The following is a 23,672-nucleotide window of genomic DNA, read 5'->3' as shown; positions in this document are numbered from 1 at the left end:
TTATGAATAAAGTCGGAACGTTTTTGGCTGGCTGTGTCGTTTCGCTGCCTATTTCTTTATCTGCTTTTGCTGCCGACCCGATTAAACTCGGGCTGCTTGAAGATGCTTCCGGAAATTTCGCGCTCGCTGTGCTCCCCAAGATTCATGCTACACAGCTGGCGGTCGAGGAGATAAATGCGAAGGGCGGCGTATTGGGCCGGCCAATCAAGTTAATTCACTACGATACCCAATCAGACAATACAAAATTCCAGGAACTGGCGCGCCGGCTAGTCAATACTGACAAACCGGATGTGATCTTTGGCGCTTTCTCGAGTGCGTCACGTGAAGCGATTCGTCCAATCATGGATAAGGCCAAGCAACTCTATTTCTACAACAACCAGTATGAAGGCGGGGTGTGCGACTCTAACGTCTTTGTGACGGGCGCAGTGCCTGAACAACAATTTTCCACACTGGTTCCATGGCTGATGGAAAAGTACGGCAAGAAAGTTTATACGATCGCGGCAGACTATAACTTCGGCCAGATTTCTGCTGAATGGGTTCGAAAAATCGTGAAAGAGAATGGCGGCACCATGGTCGGTGAAGAGTTTATTCCGCTTAGCGTTTCGCAATTCGGTCAAACCATTCAAAACATCCAGAAGGCGAAGCCGGATTTTGTAATGACGCTGCTCGTAGGTAATATCCAGTCGGCATTTTTCGAGCAACAGGCTGCCGCAAACCTCAATCTACCCATGGGAAGCTCGATCCAGGTCGGTCAGGCGTATGAGCACAAACGGTTCAAGCCGCCTGCGCTGAAGGACATGTATGTGACCCCCAACTACATCGAGGAGGTAGATTCTCCCGCAAGCAATGATTTCAAAAAACGATTCCGGGCAAAGTTTGCCGACGAGCCTTACATCTCACAGGAAGCCGCCAACGCCTACGATGCCGTTTATCTGTACAAGGCGGCTGTCGAAGCCGCGAAATCGACCGATAAGGTCGCTGTTCGCAAGGCACTCGAAGCGGGCAACATCTGTACCGATGGACCTTCTGGAAAAGTGTGTATCGACCCAAAGAGTCATCATCTGACGCACACGATTTATCTCGCCCATGTGAAAGCGGATCATTCCATTGAATTTCCCAAGGTGTGGAATGACATCAAGCCCTACTGGCTAGGCGATTCCGGCTGCAACCTCGCTGTGAAAGCCGATACGTCGCAGTACACGCCAGCCAATCCACCGAAGCGGTAACCGAGGCTCACACCTGATTGGCAGTTCAGAACGGGCCGCGAAACGGCGGCTCGTTGCGTTTCCTGCATTCTGAAAGCACACCATGAATTTTCTCGCCACCGTCTATTCCTACGTCTACCAGTTCGGCGATTCATTCGCTTACCTGACCCTGTCGGCACTTGGCTTAGCCGTGATTTTTGGAATGATGGGCGTCATTAACCTGGCACATGGCGAATTCATCATGTGCGGCGCTTACGTGACAGTCCTTACCGCGAAACAGGGCGTTCCACTACCAATTGCGATGTTCCTTGGTGTCGCGGCATCCGCGATCGCCGGTGTCATTCTGGAAAGGCTGATTGTGCGCCATCTTTATAACCGCCTGTTCGATTCCATCGTCGCCACCTGGGCTGTGAGCCTTATTACACAGCAGGCCATGCTCATCTTCGCGGGTCCGTCGATCGAAGGTCTTTCAACGCCGTTTCAACCGTTTCAACTAGGCGAGTATTCGTTCTCAACCTACCGGGCGCTGCTGCCGTTTTTCGCCATCGCAACGCTGGCATGCCTGTTTTGGCTGTTCTTCCGTATCAATTACGGGATCTATGCGCGCGCAACGATACAGAATGCCACCATGGCCCGCTGCCTGGGCTTGAAGACGTCGCGAATCTACACGCTTACCTTTGCCCTTGGCGCCGGTCTGGCCGGGCTGGCCGGCGCCGTGTACGCGCCTACGATTACAGCCGTTCCGACAATGGGCAGCGGCTTTATCGTTCAGGCATTCGTCACAGTGGTAACTGGCGGGGCCAACGTCTTGCAAGGAACCCTTCCGGCCGCCGCACTTCTCGGCTTCATCCAAAGCGGCCTTTCTGCCAATTATGGACAGCTCGCCGGGCAAATCGGCCTGTTGTTGACCGTTATCGTGATCATCCGCGTGCTGCCCCAAGGGGTTGGCAGCCTTTTCAACCGTCGGTAATCGGAGCCAAGCGTGAATCCAACAGAACCGACCGTGAGCGGCATCAGCAGTCCCAAAATAAAGGTGGCGGCTCCCACTCGAAAAACGGCGTCCTTTCGGTCCAGATGGAAGGCCGATCCGATGCTGATGGCAATTCTTGCCTGCTTCTTATTACCCCTGTTTCTTGCAGATTCCGCCGTAAACAATCTTGCTTACTGTCTTGTCTGGACGTTCGCCGCGATCGGGCTGTCGGCGATGTGGGGCTACGGCGGCATCCTGTCCTTTGGGCAAACTGCTTTTTTTGGTCTGGCAGGTTATGCGTACGGCGTCTTTACGCTAAATCTGGGCGAGTCGCCGCTGTCTACATGGAGCGGCGTCGTCGTCGCCCTGGTCCTGTGCTTCCTGATGGCCCTGGTCTTGGGGTACATGATCTTCTACGGCGGCATCAAGGATGTTTTTATCGGCATCGTTACCCTGTCCATAACCCTGGTGTTCGAGACCTTCATGGCGCAAACCGCCGGCCCACAATGGGCAATCGGAAAAGCCCGGCTCAATGGCTTCAATGGAATGTCTGCGATGCCGTCGCTGTCTTTGCCTGGACTGGGTGGCGAAAATATCCTGGTGGAGGGGGTCTATTTTTATTTCGCCGTGTTGCTGATGCTGGCGGTGGTCTACTTTGGCACGCGAAAGCTACTCGACTCCACATTTGGCCTGACACTGGAGTCCATCCGCGAGAATCCGCATCGGGCTGAAATGCTGGGTATAGACATCCGGCGTTATCAACTCGCGATCTTCGTTTTCGGCGGCACGCTGGCGGGGCTCTCGGGCGTTTTGTACACCGTATGGGGATCCTACATTACGCCTTCGTCCATGGGCCTGACGTCCGCGGCGATGCCCATCATCTGGGTCGCTACCGGCGGCCGGAAAAGCATCCCCGGCGCCATCATTGCGACCGTCGCGCTGTTGGTCCTCTCACAGGAACTGGTCGTCTACGGCAGTCAATATGCTCTTGTCATCATGGGAGCGATCCTGTTGCTTGTCGTGATGGCCGCCCCGGAGGGGCTGGGTCCCACGATTGCCTCGAAAATTTCCCGGCTCAGCAAGCGATAACAGCAGCTCGCAGTGCGATTTTGCGAAACCGAATAGCTAAAGTGGAAAACACAATGATCCCGATTCTGGAAACGAAAGGCTTATGCAAGAGCTTTGGCGGCGCGCAGGTAGTAAACGGTATCGACTTCAGGATCAATGAAGGTGAGACACGTTGCGTGATTGGCCCAAACGGTGCAGGCAAAAGCACATTCTTCAAGTTGCTTATTGGAGAACACCGTCCAACCGCCGGGTCGGTTCGCTTCCAGGGCCGTGATATCTCGAACGTGCTTCCATTTCGCAGGGTTGGGCTTGGCATGAGCATCAAGTTTCAAGTCCCCGGCATTTTTCCGGATCTGACCGTTCTGGAACATCTGAAACTCGTGGTGCACCGTGTCGTTCGCCCTCACGAGGTCAGTGACGAGATTGATCGCATGCTCAACCTGTTTAACCTGTCTTCTGAAAGCAACGTGAAAGCCGGAAATCTTTCCCACGGCAAGAAGCAGTGGCTTGAAATTTCCATGGCCGTCGGCTTGCGCCCAAAGCTTCTGCTGCTTGACGAGCCTGTCGCCGGTTTGTCGACGGAAGAGACAGAACATACTGGCGAGCTGATAAAGCGTTTAAAGGCAGAAGGATTGACGATCATGGTTGTCGAACACGACATGGAATTCGTCAGGCAAGTCGGTACGCAGGTAACCGTACTGCACGGCGGAAAAGTGTTTGCCGATGGCCCGCTCAAGGAAGTCCTGGAACGCGATGATGTCGCGGAAATCTACCTGGGAAAACGATGATGGAAACGCCTCTGTTGCAAGTGACCGACTTACAGTCCGGATACGCTGGAAGCAAGGTGTTGAATGGCGTGACGCTGACACTGGAAAAGTCCGAAATCGTCGCCATCATCGGGCGCAATGGCGTCGGCAAGTCAACGCTGCTGAAAACCCTGATCGGCATCCTCAGGACAGATAGCGGCGCCATCGAACTTGATGGACGGGACCTGTCCCCACTGACTCCCGACGTCCGCGCAAAAGCCGGACTTGGCTATGTCCCGCAAGGTCGCGAAATCTTTCCTGCACTGACTGTCGAGGAGAACCTGAAGGTTGGCCTGCAAATGCTCGCGTCGAAAGGCACGACCGAGATGGAAATGGCGCTTTCGTTTTTTCCTGTTCTCCGAGCCAAGTTACGGCAAAAGGCCGGCACGATGAGTGGCGGCGAACAGCAACAACTTGCGATCGCCCGCGTGCTGGTCGGCAAGCCGCGGGTGTTGCTGCTCGATGAGCCGTCCGAAGGCGTACAGCCCTCCATTGTGCAATCTATCGCGGCAAAACTGGTCGAGATCTCGGGCTCGCTAGGCATCGGTGTCCTGCTCGTCGAGCAGAACATGAACATGGTTGAAATGGCCGCTACCCGATGCTGCGTGATGGACAAGGGAAAAGTCGTCGAACATCTGACGAAACAACAACTTAATGACGCTGAACTGATGCGCCGACACCTGGCGGTTTAATAAGGAGATGAAAACATGGAATGGCTTAAAGACTCGATCATGATGCAACGCGGCGTGGGCGCCAAGCGCGAGCCGGTCGTACATCACCTCACGGAAGAACTTCAAAAAGTCTTCCATTACACGATCGGCCCTTATTCGCAGCCTGTGCTGCACGTCAAGCCAGGCGACAGAATCATTGTCGACACGCGCGACGCCTTCGAAGGCGCCATTAAATCCGAAAGTGATTCGCCAACCGCGCTTTTGAAAATGCCGTTCCTGAATCCTCAGAACGGTCCGATCATGATCGAAGGTGCCGAAAAAGGGGATGTGGTCGCCGTGTATATTGAAAGCATGATGCCAAGAGGAGAGGATCCCCATGGCATTTGCTGCATGATTCCAGAGTTCGGTGCGCTAACTGGCACGAACTATACGGCGATGTTGAATGATCCGTTGCCGGAAAAAGTGCGTCGGGTAAAAATCGACACTGAGTATGTGTACTGGAGCAAACGCACGACGCTTGATTACAAGCCGCATATCGGCACATTGAGCCTGTCGCCCGAGATTGACTCGATCAACTCCCTGACGCCAGACAATCACGGCGGCAATATGGACTTGCCGGACATGGGGCCGGGAAGCATTACCTATCTTCCCGTCCGCTCCGAAGGCGCGCGGCTCTTTATTGGCGACGCGCATGCGTGCCAGGGAGACGGGGAAGTATGCGGGGTCGCAGTCGAGTATAAAAGCGTGACCACCATCCGTGTCGACCTGATCAAGAGCTGGGCAATCGACTGGCCACGACTGGAAAATGAGAATTGCATCATGGGCATAGGAAGCGCACGCCCTCTGGAAGATGCCACCCGCATTGCATACAAGGAGCTCATTCTCTGGATGGCCAAGGACTACGGATTTGATAAATGGGATGCTTACATGCTGCTCAGCCAGTGCGGCAAGGTCAGGCTCGGCAACTTTGTCGACCCTAAATATACCGTGGGCGCCGCCATTGCAAAAAGTTACCTCGCGGCTGAAGGTAACGCCGAACTGACAACCGCCGTTGCAAGCTGACGGGAATTGGTCCCGTCAACCGGGATAGTAAACAAATCGATTTTCGGACCTGCGGAATCTTCGATGCCGTTTTCAGGCGCACCGCATCGAAGGTATTTCTTGTAGACGGAATGTAGCTTTATTTTTGCTTAAGGGAGTTTTGCATGAGTAACCAAGCAGGCGTGGCGGACGTGGACCTTAGCACGCTAACGGTGGAATCGATTCAGGCGGCTTATGCGACCAATCAGCTTACCGCGGAGTCCATCGTGGCTGCCTGCCTTCAACAGATTGAAAAATATAATCCTTTCTACAATGCCATCATATTTCTGAACGAAAGCGCGTTGAATGATGCGAGAGAGATTGACGGTAGGCGTGCATCCGGTGAGACGCTAGGACCGCTGGCTGGCATTCCGGTCGTCGTGAAGGACCCAATGGATATGGTGGGATTCCCTACGACGGCAGGCTGGAAATTCTTGTGCAGCAAGGCAGGGGGAGTCGATCTGCTTCCTGAGCGGGATGCGCCGGTGGTAGCACGCATGCGCGCAGCAGGCGCCATTATCCTGGGCAAGACGAACGTGCCAGTGCTCAGCCATTCCGGCAGCCACGCCAATGACAGCTGGGCTGGTCCCACGTTGAATGTGGTCATGCCCGATCGCAAACCGGGGGGAAGCAGCGCAGGTACTGCTTCGTCGGTAGCCTCAGGCATGGCAATTCTGGGCTTGGCAGAAGAGACAGGTGGCTCGATTCAAAATCCCGCTTCGGCTCAGGATCTGGTTGGCATTAAACCGACCATAGGATTGGTGCCTAATGCCGGCGTGGTGCCCCTGTCCAGCAACCGGGACGTCGTAGGGCCGATCGCGCGTTGCGTTCGAGATGCTGCCTTATGTCTGGATGTGCTGGCCGGTTATTCGTCGGAGGATCCAAAAACGCTTGCTGGCGTGGGAAAGCAGCCGAAAGGCGGCTACACCGCCAAACTAAGCAAGGAAGCCCTCAACGGAAAACGGCTCGGTCTTTATGGTAACGGCTGGCGCACTCAGCCGCTCTCTGCAGAAGCAGAAGAACTTTATGAGCGGGCGAAGGACGAGCTTCGCGCGTTGGGTGCAATCCTGGTTGAAGATCCTTTCGCAGGCAGTGGATTTGCCGAATTGCGCCAGCCTACACCTCCTCTGGTCAATTTCGATGCGCGCGGTCTTGAGTCTATCCCCTACGATCTGCAGCAATATCTTGACCGGCTTGGCCCGAATGCGGCAATCAAGACCGTAGAGGAGTTTGCCCGGGTCACTGCGCAAGAAGATGCGTTCGGCCCGGAAGGCGTCCTGAGCTTCATGCCGAATCTCCCGCAGTTTGCTGCGATAGCCGCTAACCCACGGACGCCGCCGGATATCTCTCAGTTTATCGAGCTGAAGACGAAATATCTGAATATCGTCGAAGAGGTTTTCGAGAGGCACCAGCTTGACGCGATGCTGATGCCTCAAATGCGCGAAGAGCTTCCGTTATTACAGGATCGCGACACCATACAGGAGACCAATGTGGGAGAAATCAACATTGCAGGTTTGCCTGGCGTGACTGTTCCGGCAGGATATTATGCATCCGGCTCTCCATTCAGCATCATGTTTGTTGGCCAGCTCTGGAGCGAGGCCGATTTGCTAGCGTTCGCATTCGCATACGAGGCGAAGACCCAACACCGTAAAGTCCCCAAGCTTAAATATGCCTGAGGGAATACACGGCAGCCGCTGGCATCGATGAAAAAATATCTGGCATAACGCCGCATAAAACAGGAGCAGAAATCGTGGATCTTGGATTAAAAGGCCTGAGGGTCATTGTCACTGGCGGAACGCGCGGAATCGGTCGTGCCATCGTCGAAACTTTTTTGTCGGAGGGCGCACAGGTGGCATATTGTGCACGCAACCCGGAAGAGGTGGCAGCAGCGGAAGCGTCATTTAATGTTGGCGGGGCAAAGTCCTTTGGCTCGGTAACGGACGTATCTGACGGCGACGCGCTCAAAGCGTGGGTTAACGACGCGGCCAAGGCGATGGGTGGAATCGACATCGTCGTCGCCAACGTGAGCGCATTAGCAGTGGGTAACGACGAAGCCTCATGGCGCAAGGGCTATGAAGTAGATCTGATGGGTACCGTGAGGCTGGTTGACGCGGCAATGCCGGAACTCACCCGTAGCGCGAATGCGTCCATCGTTACGATTGCAAGCGTATCGGGTCGGGAAGTGGATTTCGCAGCCGGTCCGTACGGCGCCTTCAAGGCAGCAATCATTCACTACACGCAAGGCCTTGCGTTTCATCTTGCAGCAAAGGGGATACGTGCCAATTCCATGTCGCCCGGTAATACTTATTTCCCCGGCGGCGTCTGGGAAAAGATCGAACAGGGAAATCCCGCACTGTTCAAGGAGTCGTTGGCACTCAACCCAACCGGACGGATGGGAACGCCGCAGGAAATGGCAAACGCTGTCGCCTTTTTAGCAAGCCCGGCAGCAAGTTTTGTTACGGGCACCAATCTGGTTGTCGATGGCGCTTTGACGCGGGGCGTGCAATTCTGAACCCGGGATGATGCGACTGCGCACGCTTGCAAGCGGTTTCGTTGAAGGCGCCAGCGCGGGCCGCCGCGGCATCCGGCTCTGGTGGGCTGCCATGCTGAAGGCGGCGCGCTGCCGCCTTCAGCATGGCAGCCTTACCCAGATCTGCATGATCGATTGAGACTTTTGACTTTTCAATAGTCAGCCTTTCGTTACAGGCCGGCGATATGCCTGACCCTAGATATTATTTGCCGGCATGCTGCTAGAGGCGCTTTCCCAGGATTTCCTGGCAGACAAGCATCCAGGCAGTGGCAGCATGTGACTGGTAACGGCCATTCCACACCTGTGCGACGTCCCAGGAGATCTCCGGCTCGATGACCCGCGCCGCCTCGACCGGCTCCCCGGCGATACGCTCGATGAATGGCTCGGGAAGCAATGCCACGCCCAAGCCTGCAGAAGCCATCGCCACGAGCCAGTCCCATTGCCCGCTTTGTGCTGCGATCGTGGGTGCGAAACCGGCTTCATCGAACCGCCTGAGCAAACTGCGGGTCAGGGCAAAGTCATCGTTCAGCAACACAAGAGGCATGTCCCGAAGCGACTTGAGGCGGATGGTTGCCTGCTTCTTGCGGAAAGTGCCGGGCATGCCCAGGGCCCAGATTGGATAACTGGCAACGGGCATCGTCACCAGTTCCAGGCTTGGATCCGACGGCAGCACCGTCATCCCGATTTCCAGTTCCCCTGACGCGACCCGCTGTTCGATCACCTGGCCGGTATCTTCCGCAAGCACCAGCGCAATCTCAGGATGCCGCTTCCTGAACGCTTTCAACACCGGCGTGAACAGCAGGTTGATCATTGGTGGAATTCCCACCGTCAGCGTGCCCTGCCGCAGCGCCCGTGTATCCTGCACTTCCTGCACGAGCAGCCGCAATGTCGCCAGCATTTCCTGCCCACGGTCGAAGACAACGCGGCCGGTGTCCGTGAGCGCCAGTTGCCGCCCGTCGCGCAGCAGCAGCGGCGTCGCCAGTTCCGCTTCGAGCTGCCGCACCATCTTGCTGACCGTGGATTGCGTGACATGCAGCTTTTCGGCAGCCTGGGTGAAACTGCTCAGCCTTGCAGTCTCGATGAAATAACGAAGCGAACGAATATCCAAAATTCCCTCGGAAAACATGAATTAAACGACTCAAGCGCGAGACTTTAATTCATATAAGGCATGTACGCCACCTCCTACAATGTTTCCGCGCAACTATCTTTGTTTGCAAAACACCGGGAGCCACTGTGTATCGGGACCGTATTCGTCATCCAGCATTTATCAACAAGGTCAGGACAGCCGAGGAGGCTGCCAGCCTGTTTAAAAACGGCATGACGGTCGGCATGAGCGGATTTACCCGGGCCGGTGATGCCAAGGCCCTACCGGGCGCACTAGCGCAGAGGGCAAAGCGTGAAGGCTTGGCGCTGACGTTGATCACGGGGGCGTCGCTCGGCAGCGGCAGCGACGGGCTGATGGCGGACGCCGGACTGCTGGCGCGCAGGCTGCCATTCCAGGCGGATGCCACCCTCCGTCGCAAGATCAATGACGGGAAGGTCATGTTCATCGACCAGCACTTGTCGGAGACCGTGGTCCAATTACGCTCGGGCAGCCTGGCTCCGGTCGACATCGCCGTCATCGAGGCCACGGCCATTACCGAGGATGGCGGCATCGTTCCCACCATGGCGGTCGGCAATTCGGCAAGCTTCGTGCAGCAGGCACGCACCGTCATTATCGAACTGAACCTCAGCGCACCGCGCGCGTTGGAAGGACTACACGACATCTATCTGGCCACCGGTCTGCCGATTCCGCTAATTCGTCCAGAGCAGCGCATCGGGTCCAGCGCAATTGCGGTGGACCCGGAACGGGTAGCCGCGATCGTCATTACCGACAGTCCGGATAGCCCTTCCAATGTGCTGCCGCCGGATGAAGAGACTGCTGCAATTGCCGGGCATATTATCGCGTTTCTCAGTGGCGAAGTCAGCGCCGGGCGGATGGGGCGGGCGTTGCGGCCGATCCAGGCTGGCATTGGCACTATCGCCAACGCCGTGCTGCAGGGCTTGATCGGGTCGCCATTCAACGGCCTTACGATGTATTCGGAAGTCCTCCAGGACAGTGCAATCGCGTTGCTCGATTCAGGCCAGCTGACATTCGCCTCGGCGTCCTCGATCACGCTGTCGCCGGCGATGCATGAGCACTTCATCAGTAATCTCCAGGATTACCGGTCTCGCATCCTGCTGCGGCCGCAGGAAATCAGCAACCATCCCGAGATCGTGCGCCGCCTGGGCCTGATCGCGATCAATACAGCGCTCGAATTCGATCTCTATGGCAATGTCAATTCAACCCACGTCGGCGGCACGCACATGATGAATGGCATCGGCGGTTCGGGCGACTTTGCGCGAAACAGCCACTTGTCAGTATTCGTCAGCAAGTCCACGGCCAAACAGGGCGCCATTTCGAGCGTCGTGCCTATGGTCACGCATGTCGATCACACCGAGCATGATGTCGATATCCTGGTTACCGAGTGGGGACTGGCCGATCTTCGTGGCCTGGCGCCGCGGGAACGTGCTCCGCTGATCATCGAGCGCTGCGCCCATCCCGATTACCGCGCGCCATTGCGCGCCTATTTCGAGCAGGCAGTACAGCGCGGCGGCCACACCCCGCACCTGCTCGAACAAGCGTTTTCCTGGCATAGCCGATATCTGTCAACCCAAACGATGCGTGCGCCCTGAGCCAGGGACATCAGCTAAAGCCGGCCGGGAGGCGCCATGCGCGGGCCCGGCATGCAAATGCTGCTTCCATGCCGGCTCTCAAGCCGCGTTCGTCCCCACCTTTTCAACCAACGATATCGTGTCTGATGATTGCATCTGCAGGGGCACTAGCAAGCAAAGGAATGCCGCGCCATGATCGTACGTGACAGGCCGTCCGGATTCAGGCTGTTCGTTACCATGCGAGGCTCGGTTCTGACCCAGATTTGGCGGAGCCTCCTGGTCACCACGGTCCTGGCCGTGATCGTGACACTGACGCACGGCACGCTAATGCACCACAAGATTGTCCTCACCACGATTCCCTTCACACTGATGGGGCTGCCGCTGGCGATCTTTCTGGGCTTTCGAAACAATGCGGCCTATGACCGCTTTTGGGAGGGACGCAAGCTATGGGGCGACCTGGTGCTGAAGAGCCGCAACTTCGCCCGGCAATGCGACAGCATGATAGCCCGCGCGCCGGACGGGCCAGACGGTGGGGCGGACGAAGCCGTGCGCATGATTTACCGTACGATTGCGTTTGCCCATGCGCTGCGCCATCATCTGCGCGGCAGTGATGCTCTCGCTGATCTAATGCCATTGCTCTCGGAACTGGAATGGCGGCAGACCGCAGTGGTATCGAACCGCCCCCATTTCCTCATGAAGTGCATGGGCGCAGATTTGCGCCTTTGTCTGGAGGAGGGAAGGATAGACAGCGTGCTGATGGTCGCGCTCGATGACACCCTGTGCGGGATGGTAGCCGCTGCCGCCGCATGCGAGCGCATCAGGACGACGCCGATCCCGTTTTCCTATACCTTGCTGCTGCACCGTACCGCCTATCTCTACTGCTTCCTGCTGCCTTTCGGTTTGGTGGACGCCATCGGCTCCCTGACCCCACTGGTGGTAGCCATTGTCGCCTATACCTTCTTTGGCCTGGATGCGCTGGGCGACGAGATCGAGGAGCCTTTCGGTACCTCGGCAAACGACTTGCCGCTAGAAGCGATTTGCCGTGGGATTGAAATTAGCCTGCGCGAATCGCTGGACGAGAAAAATATCCCGCCGCCGTGCAGGCCAGTCGATTACCAGCTGCGCTAGTGTCGCAACGCTACTTTTTCTGCTTGAATAAATTCGTTGCACGATAGAGGCGGGAGTTACCGCTGGCACAGACGTAGTGCAAGTTGACTCTCCTTTTGATTGGCCTTCCTAGCCTCAACGCTGCCGGATTGGATGTCGGTCAGCTCGATAAGTCCGTGGCAAAGACAACGGAAGTGGTATTGCCCGTCCACTGTTGCCTTATGTCTTTGATCTCTCTACGCAGGGAGAACGAACGCCGGACCGTACGCAGGGTGGCCTGGGGCCGAGATTGTCGTTGGTCAAGAAAATTTCTGCAGTGCATGTTGGCCGGTTGGACGCCAAGATTTTAGGGCTGGACAATGGCAGCATTTTTACCATCAGTTTGCCGCTGTGCGCCAAAGAAGAAGAGTTGGACGAACAAGTTCTGTCAAATACCGCAGCGTTGGAAAATGTTCTGGTGCATCTGATGATTAACGATGACAATTTGGATGCCACGCCATAACTCGCCGCACTTCTTGAAGCATGTGGTCATCAGATAACCGTGCTCGAAGATGCAAGCAGCGCAGTGGTGGCAGTCGTTGAAAAACGCCGGTCCAAGCTTTCATTCTTGATCCTGGATAGCCTGGAATGTACAGCTATGAACTTGGCCGACGGCTGAGGGCAGTCTCGTTGACGGCAAGCGCGGTCATAAATATCAGCGAAGGCAACGGGATTCGACCACCACTTTGTCAAGCTTATCGAGTTTGAGCGGTTAGCCAAGCTATTGGAACGGGTAGGCCTGGTCGAACGGCGTAAAGTGCTCCGTGCACGGTAGCCGTCGATCTGCCTGTCTTTGATAATGCCGGCTCGCATGCACCTTTCGACGAAAAAATGTTGCATAAGCCACAAGCGTGAGAGAATGCATTCAGTCGTCCCGGTCATGGATCCCTTTCGCAGATAGTGGAGCATAAAGCGAATTGGGTGGACATGAGTTCATATCCGGAGCGAAGGAAGAAACGAATCTTCATTTGATGATTGGTCAAATAAAGGTATGCTGAGCTGTCAACTTGAAATTCGATGTTTTATGCGCTCGAAAAAAATGGGCGACTCTAGGAGAGCCTGTTCCTAGGTGCAGATAAAAGGCGATTACGCAATGACGAGCATGGAAGCGGAAGACGACCTGGTCAAACGGCTGCGGGAGGCCAACCAGCGTCTTGTGATTGCGACCGTGCTCGCAAAGGAGCTCCAGGCCAACGCCGAACTGGTTAATGATCGGCAAAAGGAATTCCTTTGCATGCTGGCACACGAGTTGCGTAACCCCCTGGCGCCACTTACCAGTGCCACCGAGATACTCGGCATGATTACTTCAGCGCATCCCAAACTGCCTCACCTTCACGCGGTCATGGCCCGGCAGGTAGGCAGCCTTACCCGCCTTGTTACCGACCTGCTGGACGCTTCGCGAGTAAGCAGCGGGAAGTTTGGGTTGAAACGACAGCCACTTTCTGTAGCGGACGTCATTGAGTACGCTGTCGAAACCAGCAAACCTGTTTTGGATGAGCGTAAACAGCACTTGAGCATTGCTTTACCGGCGGCACCGATTATGCTCAACGGCGACTTCGTCAGGCTAGGGCAGGTATTCTCGAATCTGCTGATTAATTCGGCCAAATTCACGCCCGAAGGCGGGCACATCGCTGTGTCGGCAGTGGCTACGCCCGATAGCGTGATCGTCTCCGTGAAAGATGACGGCGTAGGCATCAGCGCGGAACTTCAGCGTGTGGTGTTCGACCTGTTTGCACAAGGCGCTCGTACGCACGAAAGCGTGCACGGGGGGCTTGGCATTGGCCTGTCGTTGGTTCGCACCATCGTGGAGATGCACGGCGGCACGGTCGAAATCAAAAGCGATGACATGGTTCCGGGCAGTGAATTCAAGGTACAGCTGCCTATCATTGCCGCACCGCTGCAGCCCGGGAGCGAGGATCTGGATCTCCAATCGCGACCCCCGCAGGCGCAACGCATCCTGATCATTGGGAACGGCGACGACCTGCAGGAAAACCTGAAAAACGATTTAAACTTGCAAGGGCATGCGGCGACGTTGGCCCGGGATGCGCCAACCGGCATTCTGCTGGCGGGGAAGAATGCATATGATGTCATCATTTGTGATGTTGGAATGGCCGACATCAACAACGATGCAATGTGCAGTCAATTACGATCCCGTGCCGGCGATTCCGTGCATAGTTTTATTGCCGTGACCCAACAGAGTTCACAGGTCGATCAGGCTCACGCGACGGCAGGAGGATTTGATCATTTCTTGCAAGAGCCGGTCAACAAGGCAGTATTGGCTAGCCTGCTTTACTCAGCGAGCGCTAAATGACGTCTATGTCAGGCCAGAAATCGACTTCGTCGAGATTTTTCGACTTATTTTTTTTAGATGCAGTTTTCATTAACGTGCTTCTAATTCTGCAGATGAAAAATTAATTATTGCCGATGGAAACTTCATGGAACTCCCTTATCGGCAGAGCCATATCCCGGCGGCCGGATGCACTCGTGGATGTCACTCTCTGGCTCTGGGAAAAGCTGGCCGTCGAACTCGTTTCCTTAATAGGAGACGGCGGCTTCCAGGCAATCTATGTAAGGAGTTCCATGCTTGCGGCAAAGCGCTATCCGTGGCTAGCCCAGAATTCGCCTTTGAAACAGACTGATTTCCAAGTCGCGGGATTACGAAGCCGCTTGGAAGGACGGGACATAATGGAAGTGCGTGAAGCAAGTATTTTGTTGCTAAGCACGTTCCTTGACATACTGACCTCCCTAATCGGTGAAACTATGGTGACCAACCTTCTTCATTCTGCATGGGGTGATGACGTTTTAACTCTCAATGATAAGAATTGTTGATCATGAAAAATAAAGTAATCATAGGCCGATTGCCAACAGGTGTTCCTGGCCTCGATGATCTGCTGGGTGGTGGCATTCCGGAATTTTCGTTCAACCTGATCGCAGGCACGCCAGGCAGCGGCAAGACGACACTGGCCCACCAGATGATGTTTTCGCTTGCCAGTCCTGATCGGCGTGCACTTTTCTTCACAGTTCTGGGCGAGCCGCCTTTGAAAATGCTGCGCTACCAGCAGCAATTTCCCTTTTTTGACGTCGACAAGATCAACGCGTCAGTCAAATTCGTCAACCTTGCTGATGACCTGCTGGAAGGCGAATTCGACGGGGTATTGCGCCGTATTAGCGACGAAGTGCAAAAATTTTCGCCCAGCCTTGTGTTTGTCGACTCGTTTCGATCCGTGGCACATTCGGCTAAGAACATGCAACAAGGTACCTCCGCTCTGCAAACGTTTGTGCAGCGGCTCGGCATGCAGATGACCAGCTGGCAGGCCACGACCTTCCTGATCGGCGAGTACCTGACCGCTGAAGCCGAGTCCAGTCCGATATTTACGGTGGCCGACGGGATTATCTGGATGTCGCAGGCGGTGCACCGGGATTCGATGATACGGAAAATACAGGTCGTCAAGATGCGCGGCCAAGCGCAGAGCGTGGGCATTCACACCTTCCGGATCGACGATGAAGGTATTCGGATTTTTCCGCGTGCCATCCTCAAGGCCGGCATGTCGGGCAATCTCCAGATCACAGGAGACCAAAGGCAATCCATGGGCGTGCCCGCGTTGGACGAAATGCTGGGCGGCGGACTGCCAGTGGGCTATTCGCTGCTTTTGGTCGGGCCATCGGGATCAGGAAAAACGGTGATGGCAACCCAGTTTCTGGCCGAAGGCGTGCGTATCGGCGAGGCAGGCGTTATTGCCGCATTCGAGAAAAGTCCCAATCAGTTGCTTAGCCATCGTCTCAACGAACTCGTAAAGAATGGGCACGTCGGATTGATCGATACGCGCGCGCTAGACTTGTCGGTAGACGAGATTCTGCATGACTTGGTGGAATTGATAGGAAAGATGAATGCGAAGCGGGTCGTAATCGACTCCTTATCGGGGTTCGAGCTTGCGCTGGCGTCGGCATTCCGCGAAGATTTTCGGGAATCACTTTATCGCTTGGTTGCGGTGCTTACCGGCATGGGCGTCACCGTTCTGATGACAGCGGAACTGGAAGACCGTTATACCGGTCTTCGTTTCAGTTCTTATGGCAACGCGTTTCTTGCAGACGCCATTTTGATGCATCGCTATGTCGAAATTGCAGGTGAGTTGAGACGCGTGCTGTCGGTTGTGAAAGTGCGCGGCAGCAAACATAGCAAGCAGATCCGGTTCTTTGATGTCGACAGCGACAAAATTACGATAGGTGACCCGCTGCAGAGCTATCAGGGCATCCTGTCAGACAGGCCGACCGAAATTGAATAAAGCCTATCATGAAACCAATGGACAGAGTTGAAAAGTCCAGTGACGTAAAGGTTACCGGCATTTCTCATACAGGCGAAGCCAGCTACGCAGAATGGGAATTCGTCATTCCTTAATTGACTGATCTGATTTAAGAGTCTCGCACCTGCCAGGTTAATTTTATCGGCCACCTTCTGGAAGCAGAACCTTTCGGAAGCCGGGGAAAATAATCGGACATTTGTTTTTCCTGGTCTTCATCTGAAACTCTTTGGCTGCGTGGGCATAGGCTGGAAGCTGCCCGTGTGCCCTTACGATAGCCAAATGCCGGGGGCATCACACAACCGTCTTGCGAGATCGTCGATTACTTCCCTGCTTGTCATCAGCTGATTGTATTTTTACCTGCATCCCGGAACAGCTGCTCCAAGAATGGCTCATTACTTTACAGAAAAGCTATCTTTTTATAGCAACTATGTGCGCGGCGGACATTCGGAGGGCATACGATCTTGAATACCTTGAAGGACCTTGCTGGTTCTATCGAGGAATCTTCAATTAACGGCGGCCTCAAATATGAAGTGCAACACCTTTTCTTGTAAGGTGTGCATATGCAGAAACCGACCACTTACCAGCAGCTTCAGCCTGAGGACCGCATCACTATTGCCACGATGAGACAGCGCGGCTTCAGTGTGCGGGCCATTGCCCGTACTTTGGAACGAGCGCCGTCTACCATTGCCCGCGAGGTGGCTCGTAACACCGGCGCTGGGCAGGGCTATGGCTCCCACCATGCGCAATTGCGTGCGGTGGCTTGCCGGCGCAATGCCCGCGGCAACAGCAAGATGCATGCGCAAAGTGTATGTTGGGGCGTGGTGCGCACCATGCTCGGCTGGAAGTGGTCGCCGCAGCAGATATCGGCTACCCTCAAGCGGGTCTTTCCTCACCAACGCGAGTTCCACGTGTCCCACGAAACAATTTATACCGCCATCTATGCCCATGCCCGGGGCGAACTGCGCCGCGAACTCATTGCCTGCCTGCGTCATGGCCACAGCACGCGCCTGCCACGCAGCCGCGGTACCGACCGCCGTGGCCAGATCCCGGACATGATCAGCATCCACGTGCGTCCGCCTGAAGTCGAGGATCGTGTTATGCCGGGCCATTGGGAAGGTGACTTCATCAAGGGCGCTGGCAACAAATCCTCGGTCGGTGTGCTGGTCGAGCGCACCAGCCGCCTGGTGCTGCTCGCGCGCATGGAAGACGCGACTGCCGCCTCGGCGCTGGCGGCCTTCACCGCCAAGCTCAATGCCATCAGTGCGCCATTGCGCCAGAGCCTGACCTACGACCAAGGCAAGGAAATGACACGGCATGCCGAACTGGCTGCCAACACTGGCGTACGCGTGTATTTCTGCGACCCGCATAGCCCTTGGCAGCGCGGCACCTGTGAGAACACCAACGGCCTGTTGCGTCAGTATCTGCCCAAGGGAACGGACCTGTCGGTCTATAGCCAGGAACAGCTCGATGCCATTGCTGACAGCCTCAATACGCGGCCACGTGCGACGCATCACTGGCTCTCGCCATTACAGGTCTATGCTGCCGCTCTGGCGAGTGCCCATCAACCTGATACGTCAATTCATTAACAGCCGTTGCACTTCAGACTTGAAACCGCCAACTATTTCGTTACTTCTTCGTCCGCATCCGGAAGCTGGATTCCCAGTCGAACGCAGAAGCAAGCTTGTTGCCGGTGCGGAAGCCTGCAAGTTTTTCTGCACAGGAGCGTCCATCGTTGCAGAACTAATGGTATAAGTGGTTTGATTGAAAGTAGCCTTTAATTAATAAGGTCAGATGACGGTCGTCATCTAATCGTCTATCTCATCCGCAGGATTATCAGGCACAGGCGGACTTCCTGACCTGTCTGCATTCGCTCCCATGTTGTAGAGCCAGCAATTGTTGCACCTCTCGGTACTGTCGCCAAGGAATATGCTGAAATGACGAGTAGCGATAACGTTAAAGGATGTCCTGACTGGCGCACGCACGGACCTGACGCGGAAAGACTGCAAACAGGCGATTCGCCGCCCAAGTGTCCAGGGAGCTGTACGATTGTTTCCGATCCAAAATTCAGCCAATCAGCCATCTTGCTGTCAAATCAGAACACCTATGTGGATGCATTGCAGGAAGCGAACGCGAATCTCGTCATTACATCGCTCGAGGCACATAAGGTCGCCGAGGATGCCCTTGGCCGGCTGCACCACCAGGCATACCATGATGCGCTGACAGATTTGCCTAACCGTACACTGCTGTGGGACCGCCTCTGCCAGGCCATAGAGCTGGCACGTCGGCAAGGCAAACAACTTGCGTTGCTGTTTATGGACCTTGACGGCTTCAAACATATCAACGATTCATTGGGGCATCCAGTCGGTGACGAATTGCTGAAGCTGGTGGCAAATCGACTTCTAAACTGTGCCCGACATTCGGATACTGTTAGCCGGCAGGGCGGGGACGAGTTTGTCATACTGCTGCCGACGATCGAAAGTCCCGAAGATGCCATGGCCTTCGCGGAAAAGACGCTCCATGCCTTCGAGGCGCCTTACCAGCTTTGCGCACACGAACTCTATATTGGTGTCAGCATGGGCATCAGCGTCTACCCCGTTGATGGGACGGATGCGGCGACCCTGGTTAAAAATGCAGATACGGCGATGTACCATGCCAAGCAGTCCGGCGGCAATAACTGGAAATTCTTCGAGCAAACGATGAATGATCGCGCAGTCGAGCGGCAGTTCATCGAAGCTGGCCTGCGGCTTGCGCTGCAGCGCCAGGAGTTCGTACTGTATTACCAGCCAAAAATCAAACTCGCCAGCGGCACAATTGTTGGTGCAGAGGCGCTGATCAGGTGGCAACATCCGGACCGCGGCCTGCTGCTGCCGACGCAGTTCGTCGCCATCGCGGAAGAATGCGGCCTCATCGTGCCGATCGGACAGTGGGTAATCCGGGAGGCCTGTGCGCAGGCTCGGGCCTGGCAGCAGGCCGGCCTACCGCCGATCACCATTGCGGTCAACAGCTCGGCGATTGAATTCCGCGCAAGGGATTTTGTTGAAAATCTGCGCAGCATTGTTGATGCGACTGCCATCGAGCCCGGTTCGCTGGAGGTCGAAGTGACTGAAAGCGTGCTGATGCAGAATATCGATTCGACCATGTCTGTCTTGCACGCGATCGCAGCAATGGGCATAAAGCTTTCGATTGATGACTTCGGAACTGGCTATTCGAGCTTGAACTACCTGAGTCGATTCCCGATCAACACGCTGAAGATTGACCAGACTTTTATCATTGAAATCAGTCCCCGTCCGGAAAATTCGACAATTGTGAGCGCGATCATCAATAGGGCGCGAAGCCTGAACAGACGCGTGATAGCCGAAGGCGTAGAGACTAAGGAACAACATGATTTTCTGCGGAGCCAGCATTGCGATGAGGCGCAAGGCAATTACTTTTCACCGCCATTAAGTGCGGAAAATTTCGCGAGATTGCTTCACCGTTGAAAATCCGCATGAGTGTCTGGAAACAAGTGCAGAAGGCGCTGCGCTTCGGCTGTATGCCGGCTTGTTCAAGGTCCAGCTCCCGGATGAGTAATATCGCGCCTTGATGCACTTATGGAGCGGAAACGAAGCCCACTTTGACAGAGTGCGTTGCACCAACGATAGGAAATATGGCTAGGGCGCATATCTCTGTACGCGAAACTTCAGCCGCGCCTTGCGCTTGTCGCGCGGTCGAAGCTGAAATGGTAATTCAAGACTCGGCTCCGGATTGCGTCGAGAGATAGCTTACTAAGTTCACATGTTTTCTGGCGAGACGTATCCCATCACACTGGAGGCGATCAGTTCTGCGTCGTCACAAAGGCGCTCCGCAGATATTCGCCTGATGTGATTGGCAGATACCTTGGCATTTCATCTTTTGACACACAGGTAGGCAGGCAAGTAATTTCTGCGTCGTAGTTCGGGTTATGAAAGAAGACAAGCGATTGACGGCGGCTGCTTTCGCCAGCCCCAGCCGGGGGGTTGACCACGCGGTGCAGCGTCGATACCCAGGTGTTATTGGTCCAGCGCGCCATCAAGTCGCCGATATTGATGATGTAGCAGCCCGGCACGATGGGCACATCGACCCATTCATTCGCCGCATTGCAGACTTGCAGTCCGCCCGGGCGATCCTCTGCCGCGAGGATCGTCAGACTTCCATAGTCAGAGTGGGCGCCAGCACGGATCTGGCCTGGAACCGGCACGCTTGCCTGCGCAGGATAATTCCTTATCCGCAGCCGACTGATGTGCTTGTCGATCTTGTCGTCGAAATAAAATTCATCGAGGCCGAGCGCGAGCGCAAAGATCCGCATCAACGTCTGGGCCAACTTGCCCATTTCGCGGTAATACGCGCTCCATACGGTCCTGAGCGCCTCCGGGCTAGCCGGCCAGAGATTGGGCGCGAAATGCTTGCCCGCCGCCTCAGAAAATGCATAAGCTGCGGGAGGCAGGTCCACAGGGCCAATCATCAGGCTTTCATTCAGGTCGCCTGCTGTGGCAGTGGGATCACGCAGCCGTCCCACGGATTCCTCTTCCATGCCGATATAGCCCCGCGTGACATCCGGTGCTGGCCGCGCGACCCGCGCCTTTTCTTCCAATGGCAAATCGAAAAATGCGCGTGAGACCTTGCGCATGTCGGCGATGATTTCCGGCGATATGTCGTGGCCGTCGATCACGAGGAAGCCGATGTCCCGGCACGCCTGGTCCACCTGCATGGCAACAGCCTTCTTTTGCGCAGCTGTGCCGCTACGGAACGAAGATATATCGATCACGGGAACATTAAGCAATTTCATGGTTTATTGATCCGGTTTTTTTGCGCCAACGATCGGAGCCTGTTGCCGCAACGGTAGAGAGGGGACTTGCGTCGCCTAAACGAGCGCATCGCCGCCATCGACGAGTATCGTGGCGCCTGTTGAATAAGGATTGGCGGCGACGTAAAGAATCGCCGCTGCAATGTCTTCTGGCTGACCGACCCGGCCAGCCGGAAACCGCATCGACGCCTCCGTGTATTTTATTTCTCGATGCGTCTCGTCCAGCTTGTCCCACAGCGGCGTCCTGGTAACGCTTGGAGAAACCACGTTGACGCGCACCGGCGCCAAGGAGAGCGCGAGCCCTCGTGCGAGTCCTTCGAGAGCCGCATTGATGGCGCCCTGCAGCACCGCTTCCTTGTTTGGCCTTTGACTGAAGACGCCGGACACCAGCGTCAGCGAACCGCCTGGCCTGATCCGGCAAGCACGGGCGACGTGATAGGCGCCCCAGAACTTGCTTTCCATCGCCGCCCGTGCATCTCCAAGACTAAGCCCGTGTATGGACCCGCTCTTGGTCTCGGAAGCAGATACGACGACATGATCCCATTCGCCGCACTCTCCAAAATAATTTTCAACTGCGGCGGCATCCCTGATGTCGAGTTGTACTGCTGAACCAGATGGTCCAAGCTCGCGCAAGGCGCTATCCAGCTTGGCCGCTTGGCGTGAAGCGATGGTTACAATTGCGCCGGCCCGGGCCGCTGCAACCGCGGTCGCCAGCCCAATGCCCGAACTGCCACCGATCACCAGGGTACGAGAGTCAGTGAACGTCATATTGCCTTATTCCCTAATTTGTAGATGCCTCGGCGCTGCGAAACAGATGGATGCCATCCCGCCTTTCAGCACTGAGTGAATCTATTTCGCCAGTTCAACCGGCAGGATCTGGTTGTCGATGAAGCGTGCCCAGACATAGTCATTTTCGGCCAGCGCATCATGGTTGGAAGGGGTAAATGGATGGACATAAGTTTTTATCAGGCCATCATGCCGATCGACTTGTTCCAGCCCGTCGCGGATCGCGTCGCGTTCGGCCGAAGCCTTCAGGCCCATTGCCTTGGCCACGAGCTGCATGCCGTCGTATGCGTTGGCGACGCCGATCGCGGCGGCTATGTCGGAGGGACCTTTGATGGCGGGATACTTGGCACGAAGTGCCGCGATGACCTTCTCTCCCTGCGCGGACTGCTTTCCGTAAAAGCTGTAGGTCTGTACGAAGTGGACGTTTTTCGCATTCGGACCCGCGAGTTCGGTGAATCGCCCTGTCGCCGGACCCCAGTGCGAGACTACGGGAACCTTCCAATCCATGCGTTCAAGGGATTTCACGACCTGGGCTGCAGGCCCCACATTTCCGACCAAATACAATGTGTCCGCCCCGGCGGCCCTTAACCGCGTCAGCTGAGGCACGATATCGAGATCGTTCCCTTCAAATTTTTCGTTGCCCGCGGGTTTCATCCCTTTTTCGGCGAGCGCTGCAATCAGGCCTTTTTCATTCGACTCTCCCCAGGGATTGTTCACCAGGATCAGCCCGGCCTTTGATGAGTTGAAGGTCTTCTGTGCATACTGCACCATTGCCTTGTCGACCAGTTCGTCCACGGCGGAAACGCGGAAGACGTAGTTCGGATTGGCGCCATTTCGTGTAATGCCGGTACCGGCCGCCCAGGGGCCCATGAACGGCGTCTTCGTCTGGTTCATCAGTGGAACGAGCGCCATGGAGACCGGCGTATCCAGCCCGCCGAAAATGACCGATACCTTGTCCTTGTAGATCAGTTCACGCGCGGCGATGACTCCCTTGGCCGGGTTGCTTTCGTCATCCCTGCTGACCAATTCGAGCTTGCGCCCACCGACGGCGCCGCCCCTTGCATTGATCTCGTCAATCGCCAAACCCAGTCCACGCGCGATTGCTTCACCGCCTTGCGCAGACTGCCCTGAGAGCGCAGTGACAAGCCCGATCTTGATCGGTTCTGCCGCATGAGTAGAAGGGAGGAGCGTGCTTCCTGCAAGGATCAGACAAGCGTTGGCGAGCATGGAAATGGTGAAACGGGTCATGAGCAATCCTTGGGCAAGTGAACAGGCGGAAGCATCCCTATGCTTCGCTATGCAATCTCCATACCAGGACGACAAATCGGGATTGCTGTGATACTAGACGGCTGCAAGGTGCAGTTACCCATTCTGCCTTCGTGTCCAGCGGGCCGTGTGCAATGTATAAAAGCGGTGCAACGGTGCGCGACGCGCACCGGAAGCGACCGTGTTTCGACTTAAGATTCGGGCAAGACTGGGCCGGTTATCTCGTTGGTCGTGGACTAACTGGGCAATCTCAAGGACGTGTCCGAGCCGCTTGTTCTCAACAACGTCGCCATTGCTGATTTCAGAAAGGCGGTTGTAAGCGGTATA

The 23,672-nt window shown here is 55.7% G+C and carries 20 protein-coding genes and 2 pseudogenes; 17 read left to right on the top strand and 5 right to left on the bottom strand.

Features of this window, described 5'->3' with window-relative positions; translation table 11 throughout:
• Positions 1 to 2: 2 nt before the first annotated feature.
• The 9 genes from QOL82_RS27445 (at position 3) to QOL82_RS27405 (ending at position 8,469) form a co-directional block, all read left to right on the top strand.
• Positions 3 to 1,226, top strand: coding sequence for an urea ABC transporter substrate-binding protein (locus QOL82_RS27445; RefSeq protein ID WP_283445510.1), 1,224 nt, complete (start codon positions 3 to 5; stop codon positions 1,224 to 1,226).
• Positions 1,227 to 1,308: 82 nt separating this feature from the next.
• A complete protein-coding gene (locus QOL82_RS27440) occupies positions 1,309 to 2,175 on the top strand; it encodes an ABC transporter permease subunit (RefSeq protein ID WP_283445509.1) in 867 nt (288 codons plus the stop codon).
• Positions 2,176 to 2,295: 120 nt separating this feature from the next.
• The gene (locus QOL82_RS27435; RefSeq protein ID WP_430438559.1) at positions 2,296 to 3,264 is read left to right on the top strand and encodes an ABC transporter permease subunit; all 969 of its coding nucleotides are present in this window, start codon (positions 2,296 to 2,298) and stop codon (positions 3,262 to 3,264) included.
• Between the two features lie 53 nt (positions 3,265 to 3,317).
• Positions 3,318 to 4,031: an ATP-binding cassette domain-containing protein gene (locus tag QOL82_RS27430; RefSeq protein WP_283445508.1), complete on the top strand. Its 714-nt coding sequence runs from the start codon at positions 3,318 to 3,320 to the stop codon at positions 4,029 to 4,031.
• Positions 4,031 to 4,741 carry an ABC transporter ATP-binding protein gene (locus QOL82_RS27425; protein ID WP_283445507.1) on the top strand — a complete coding sequence of 237 codons (711 nt, stop codon included), beginning with the start codon at positions 4,031 to 4,033 and terminating at the stop codon, positions 4,739 to 4,741. The genes QOL82_RS27430 and QOL82_RS27425 overlap by 1 nt, the downstream gene beginning before the upstream one ends.
• Positions 4,742 to 4,756: 15 nt before the next feature.
• Positions 4,757 to 5,782 carry an acetamidase/formamidase family protein gene (locus QOL82_RS27420; RefSeq protein WP_283445506.1) on the top strand — a complete coding sequence of 342 codons (1,026 nt, stop codon included), beginning with the start codon at positions 4,757 to 4,759 and terminating at the stop codon, positions 5,780 to 5,782.
• Positions 5,783 to 5,925: 143 nt separating this feature from the next.
• Complete coding sequence (locus QOL82_RS27415; RefSeq protein WP_283445505.1) at positions 5,926 to 7,476, top strand: amidase; 1,551 nt, start codon at positions 5,926 to 5,928, stop codon at positions 7,474 to 7,476.
• A gap of 74 nt (positions 7,477 to 7,550) precedes the next feature.
• On the top strand, positions 7,551 to 8,312 hold the full coding sequence (locus QOL82_RS27410) for an SDR family NAD(P)-dependent oxidoreductase (protein ID WP_283445504.1): 762 nt from the start codon (positions 7,551 to 7,553) through the stop codon (positions 8,310 to 8,312).
• A 7-nt stretch (positions 8,313 to 8,319) separates the two neighbouring features.
• Positions 8,320 to 8,469, top strand: a complete 150-nt coding sequence (locus QOL82_RS27405) for a hypothetical protein (protein ID WP_283445503.1) — start codon at positions 8,320 to 8,322, stop codon at positions 8,467 to 8,469.
• Positions 8,470 to 8,550: 81 nt separating this feature from the next.
• On the opposite strand, the gene QOL82_RS27400 is transcribed toward QOL82_RS27405, so the two are convergent.
• Positions 8,551 to 9,438 (bottom strand): LysR substrate-binding domain-containing protein, encoded by an 888-nt coding sequence (locus QOL82_RS27400; RefSeq protein WP_283445516.1) that lies wholly within the window; start codon positions 9,436 to 9,438, stop codon positions 8,551 to 8,553.
• 125 nt (positions 9,439 to 9,563) lie between these two features.
• On the opposite strand from QOL82_RS27400, the gene scpC reads away from it, so the two are divergent.
• From scpC to QOL82_RS27360, 8 genes and pseudogenes are all read left to right on the top strand, one after another.
• Positions 9,564 to 11,045 carry a succinyl-CoA:acetate CoA-transferase ScpC gene (gene scpC / locus QOL82_RS27395; protein WP_283445502.1) on the top strand — a complete coding sequence of 494 codons (1,482 nt, stop codon included), beginning with the start codon at positions 9,564 to 9,566 and terminating at the stop codon, positions 11,043 to 11,045.
• 171 nt (positions 11,046 to 11,216) lie between these two features.
• Positions 11,217 to 12,152 carry a bestrophin family protein gene (locus QOL82_RS27390; protein ID WP_283445501.1) on the top strand — a complete coding sequence of 312 codons (936 nt, stop codon included), beginning with the start codon at positions 11,217 to 11,219 and terminating at the stop codon, positions 12,150 to 12,152.
• A gap of 172 nt (positions 12,153 to 12,324) precedes the next feature.
• A pseudogene (locus QOL82_RS27385) lies at positions 12,325 to 12,633 on the top strand (hybrid sensor histidine kinase/response regulator); the annotation flags it as partial.
• A gap of 630 nt (positions 12,634 to 13,263) precedes the next feature.
• Entirely contained in the window at positions 13,264 to 14,481 is a 1,218-nt protein-coding gene (locus QOL82_RS27380) for an ATP-binding response regulator (RefSeq protein ID WP_283445499.1), read from the top strand.
• A 173-nt stretch (positions 14,482 to 14,654) separates the two neighbouring features.
• Positions 14,655 to 14,999, top strand: coding sequence for a hypothetical protein (locus tag QOL82_RS27375; RefSeq protein WP_283445498.1), 345 nt, complete (start codon positions 14,655 to 14,657; stop codon positions 14,997 to 14,999).
• A 2-nt stretch (positions 15,000 to 15,001) separates the two neighbouring features.
• A complete protein-coding gene (locus tag QOL82_RS27370; RefSeq protein ID WP_283445497.1) occupies positions 15,002 to 16,453 on the top strand; it encodes a DUF7125 family protein in 1,452 nt (483 codons plus the stop codon).
• Between the two features lie 578 nt (positions 16,454 to 17,031).
• Complete coding sequence (locus QOL82_RS27365; RefSeq protein WP_283445496.1) at positions 17,032 to 18,057, top strand: IS30 family transposase; 1,026 nt, start codon at positions 17,032 to 17,034, stop codon at positions 18,055 to 18,057.
• A gap of 348 nt (positions 18,058 to 18,405) precedes the next feature.
• Positions 18,406 to 19,950, top strand: a complete 1,545-nt coding sequence (locus QOL82_RS27360; RefSeq protein ID WP_283445495.1) for a putative bifunctional diguanylate cyclase/phosphodiesterase — start codon at positions 18,406 to 18,408, stop codon at positions 19,948 to 19,950.
• A 335-nt stretch (positions 19,951 to 20,285) separates the two neighbouring features.
• Here the strand turns inward: QOL82_RS27360 and QOL82_RS27355 are convergent, their stop codons facing one another.
• From QOL82_RS27355 to QOL82_RS27340, 4 genes and pseudogenes are all read right to left on the bottom strand, one after another.
• On the bottom strand, positions 20,286 to 21,275 hold the full coding sequence (locus tag QOL82_RS27355; protein ID WP_283445494.1) for an isopenicillin N synthase family dioxygenase: 990 nt from the start codon (positions 21,273 to 21,275) through the stop codon (positions 20,286 to 20,288).
• 75 nt (positions 21,276 to 21,350) lie between these two features.
• Positions 21,351 to 22,061: an SDR family oxidoreductase gene (locus QOL82_RS27350; protein WP_283445493.1), complete on the bottom strand. Its 711-nt coding sequence runs from the start codon at positions 22,059 to 22,061 to the stop codon at positions 21,351 to 21,353.
• A gap of 81 nt (positions 22,062 to 22,142) precedes the next feature.
• Positions 22,143 to 23,327, bottom strand: a complete 1,185-nt coding sequence (locus tag QOL82_RS27345; protein WP_283445492.1) for an ABC transporter substrate-binding protein — start codon at positions 23,325 to 23,327, stop codon at positions 22,143 to 22,145.
• Between the two features lie 114 nt (positions 23,328 to 23,441).
• Positions 23,442 to 23,672, bottom strand: a pseudogene (locus QOL82_RS27340) (hypothetical protein); the annotation flags it as partial.

The sequence above is a fragment of the Noviherbaspirillum suwonense genome (assembly GCF_900182955.1).
Taxonomy (GTDB): domain Bacteria; phylum Pseudomonadota; class Gammaproteobacteria; order Burkholderiales; family Burkholderiaceae_D; genus Noviherbaspirillum_A; species Noviherbaspirillum_A suwonense.
The sequence above is the reverse complement of the archived record's forward strand: the minus strand, read 5'-3'. Positions and strand labels throughout refer to the sequence as shown.

Coding starts and splice junctions, on each gene's coding strand:
- QOL82_RS27440 (WP_283445509.1), top strand. CDS start 1,309: ATGAATTTTCTCGCCACCGTCTATTCCTACGTCTACCAGTTCGGCGAT.
- QOL82_RS27415 (WP_283445505.1), top strand. CDS start 5,926: ATGAGTAACCAAGCAGGCGTGGCGGACGTGGACCTTAGCACGCTAACG.
- QOL82_RS27420 (WP_283445506.1), top strand. CDS start 4,757: ATGGAATGGCTTAAAGACTCGATCATGATGCAACGCGGCGTGGGCGCC.
- QOL82_RS27380 (WP_283445499.1), top strand. CDS start 13,264: ATGACGAGCATGGAAGCGGAAGACGACCTGGTCAAACGGCTGCGGGAG.
- QOL82_RS27345 (WP_283445492.1), bottom strand. CDS start 23,327: ATGACCCGTTTCACCATTTCCATGCTCGCCAACGCTTGTCTGATCCTT.
- QOL82_RS27350 (WP_283445493.1), bottom strand. CDS start 22,061: ATGACGTTCACTGACTCTCGTACCCTGGTGATCGGTGGCAGTTCGGGC.
- QOL82_RS27370 (WP_283445497.1), top strand. CDS start 15,002: ATGAAAAATAAAGTAATCATAGGCCGATTGCCAACAGGTGTTCCTGGC.
- QOL82_RS27355 (WP_283445494.1), bottom strand. CDS start 21,275: ATGAAATTGCTTAATGTTCCCGTGATCGATATATCTTCGTTCCGTAGC.
- QOL82_RS27360 (WP_283445495.1), top strand. CDS start 18,406: ATGACGAGTAGCGATAACGTTAAAGGATGTCCTGACTGGCGCACGCAC.
- QOL82_RS27390 (WP_283445501.1), top strand. CDS start 11,217: ATGATCGTACGTGACAGGCCGTCCGGATTCAGGCTGTTCGTTACCATG.
- QOL82_RS27425 (WP_283445507.1), top strand. CDS start 4,031: ATGGAAACGCCTCTGTTGCAAGTGACCGACTTACAGTCCGGATACGCT.
- QOL82_RS27365 (WP_283445496.1), top strand. CDS start 17,032: ATGCAGAAACCGACCACTTACCAGCAGCTTCAGCCTGAGGACCGCATC.
- QOL82_RS27435 (WP_430438559.1), top strand. CDS start 2,296: ATGCTGATGGCAATTCTTGCCTGCTTCTTATTACCCCTGTTTCTTGCA.
- QOL82_RS27445 (WP_283445510.1), top strand. CDS start 3: ATGAATAAAGTCGGAACGTTTTTGGCTGGCTGTGTCGTTTCGCTGCCT.
- QOL82_RS27405 (WP_283445503.1), top strand. CDS start 8,320: ATGATGCGACTGCGCACGCTTGCAAGCGGTTTCGTTGAAGGCGCCAGC.
- QOL82_RS27430 (WP_283445508.1), top strand. CDS start 3,318: ATGATCCCGATTCTGGAAACGAAAGGCTTATGCAAGAGCTTTGGCGGC.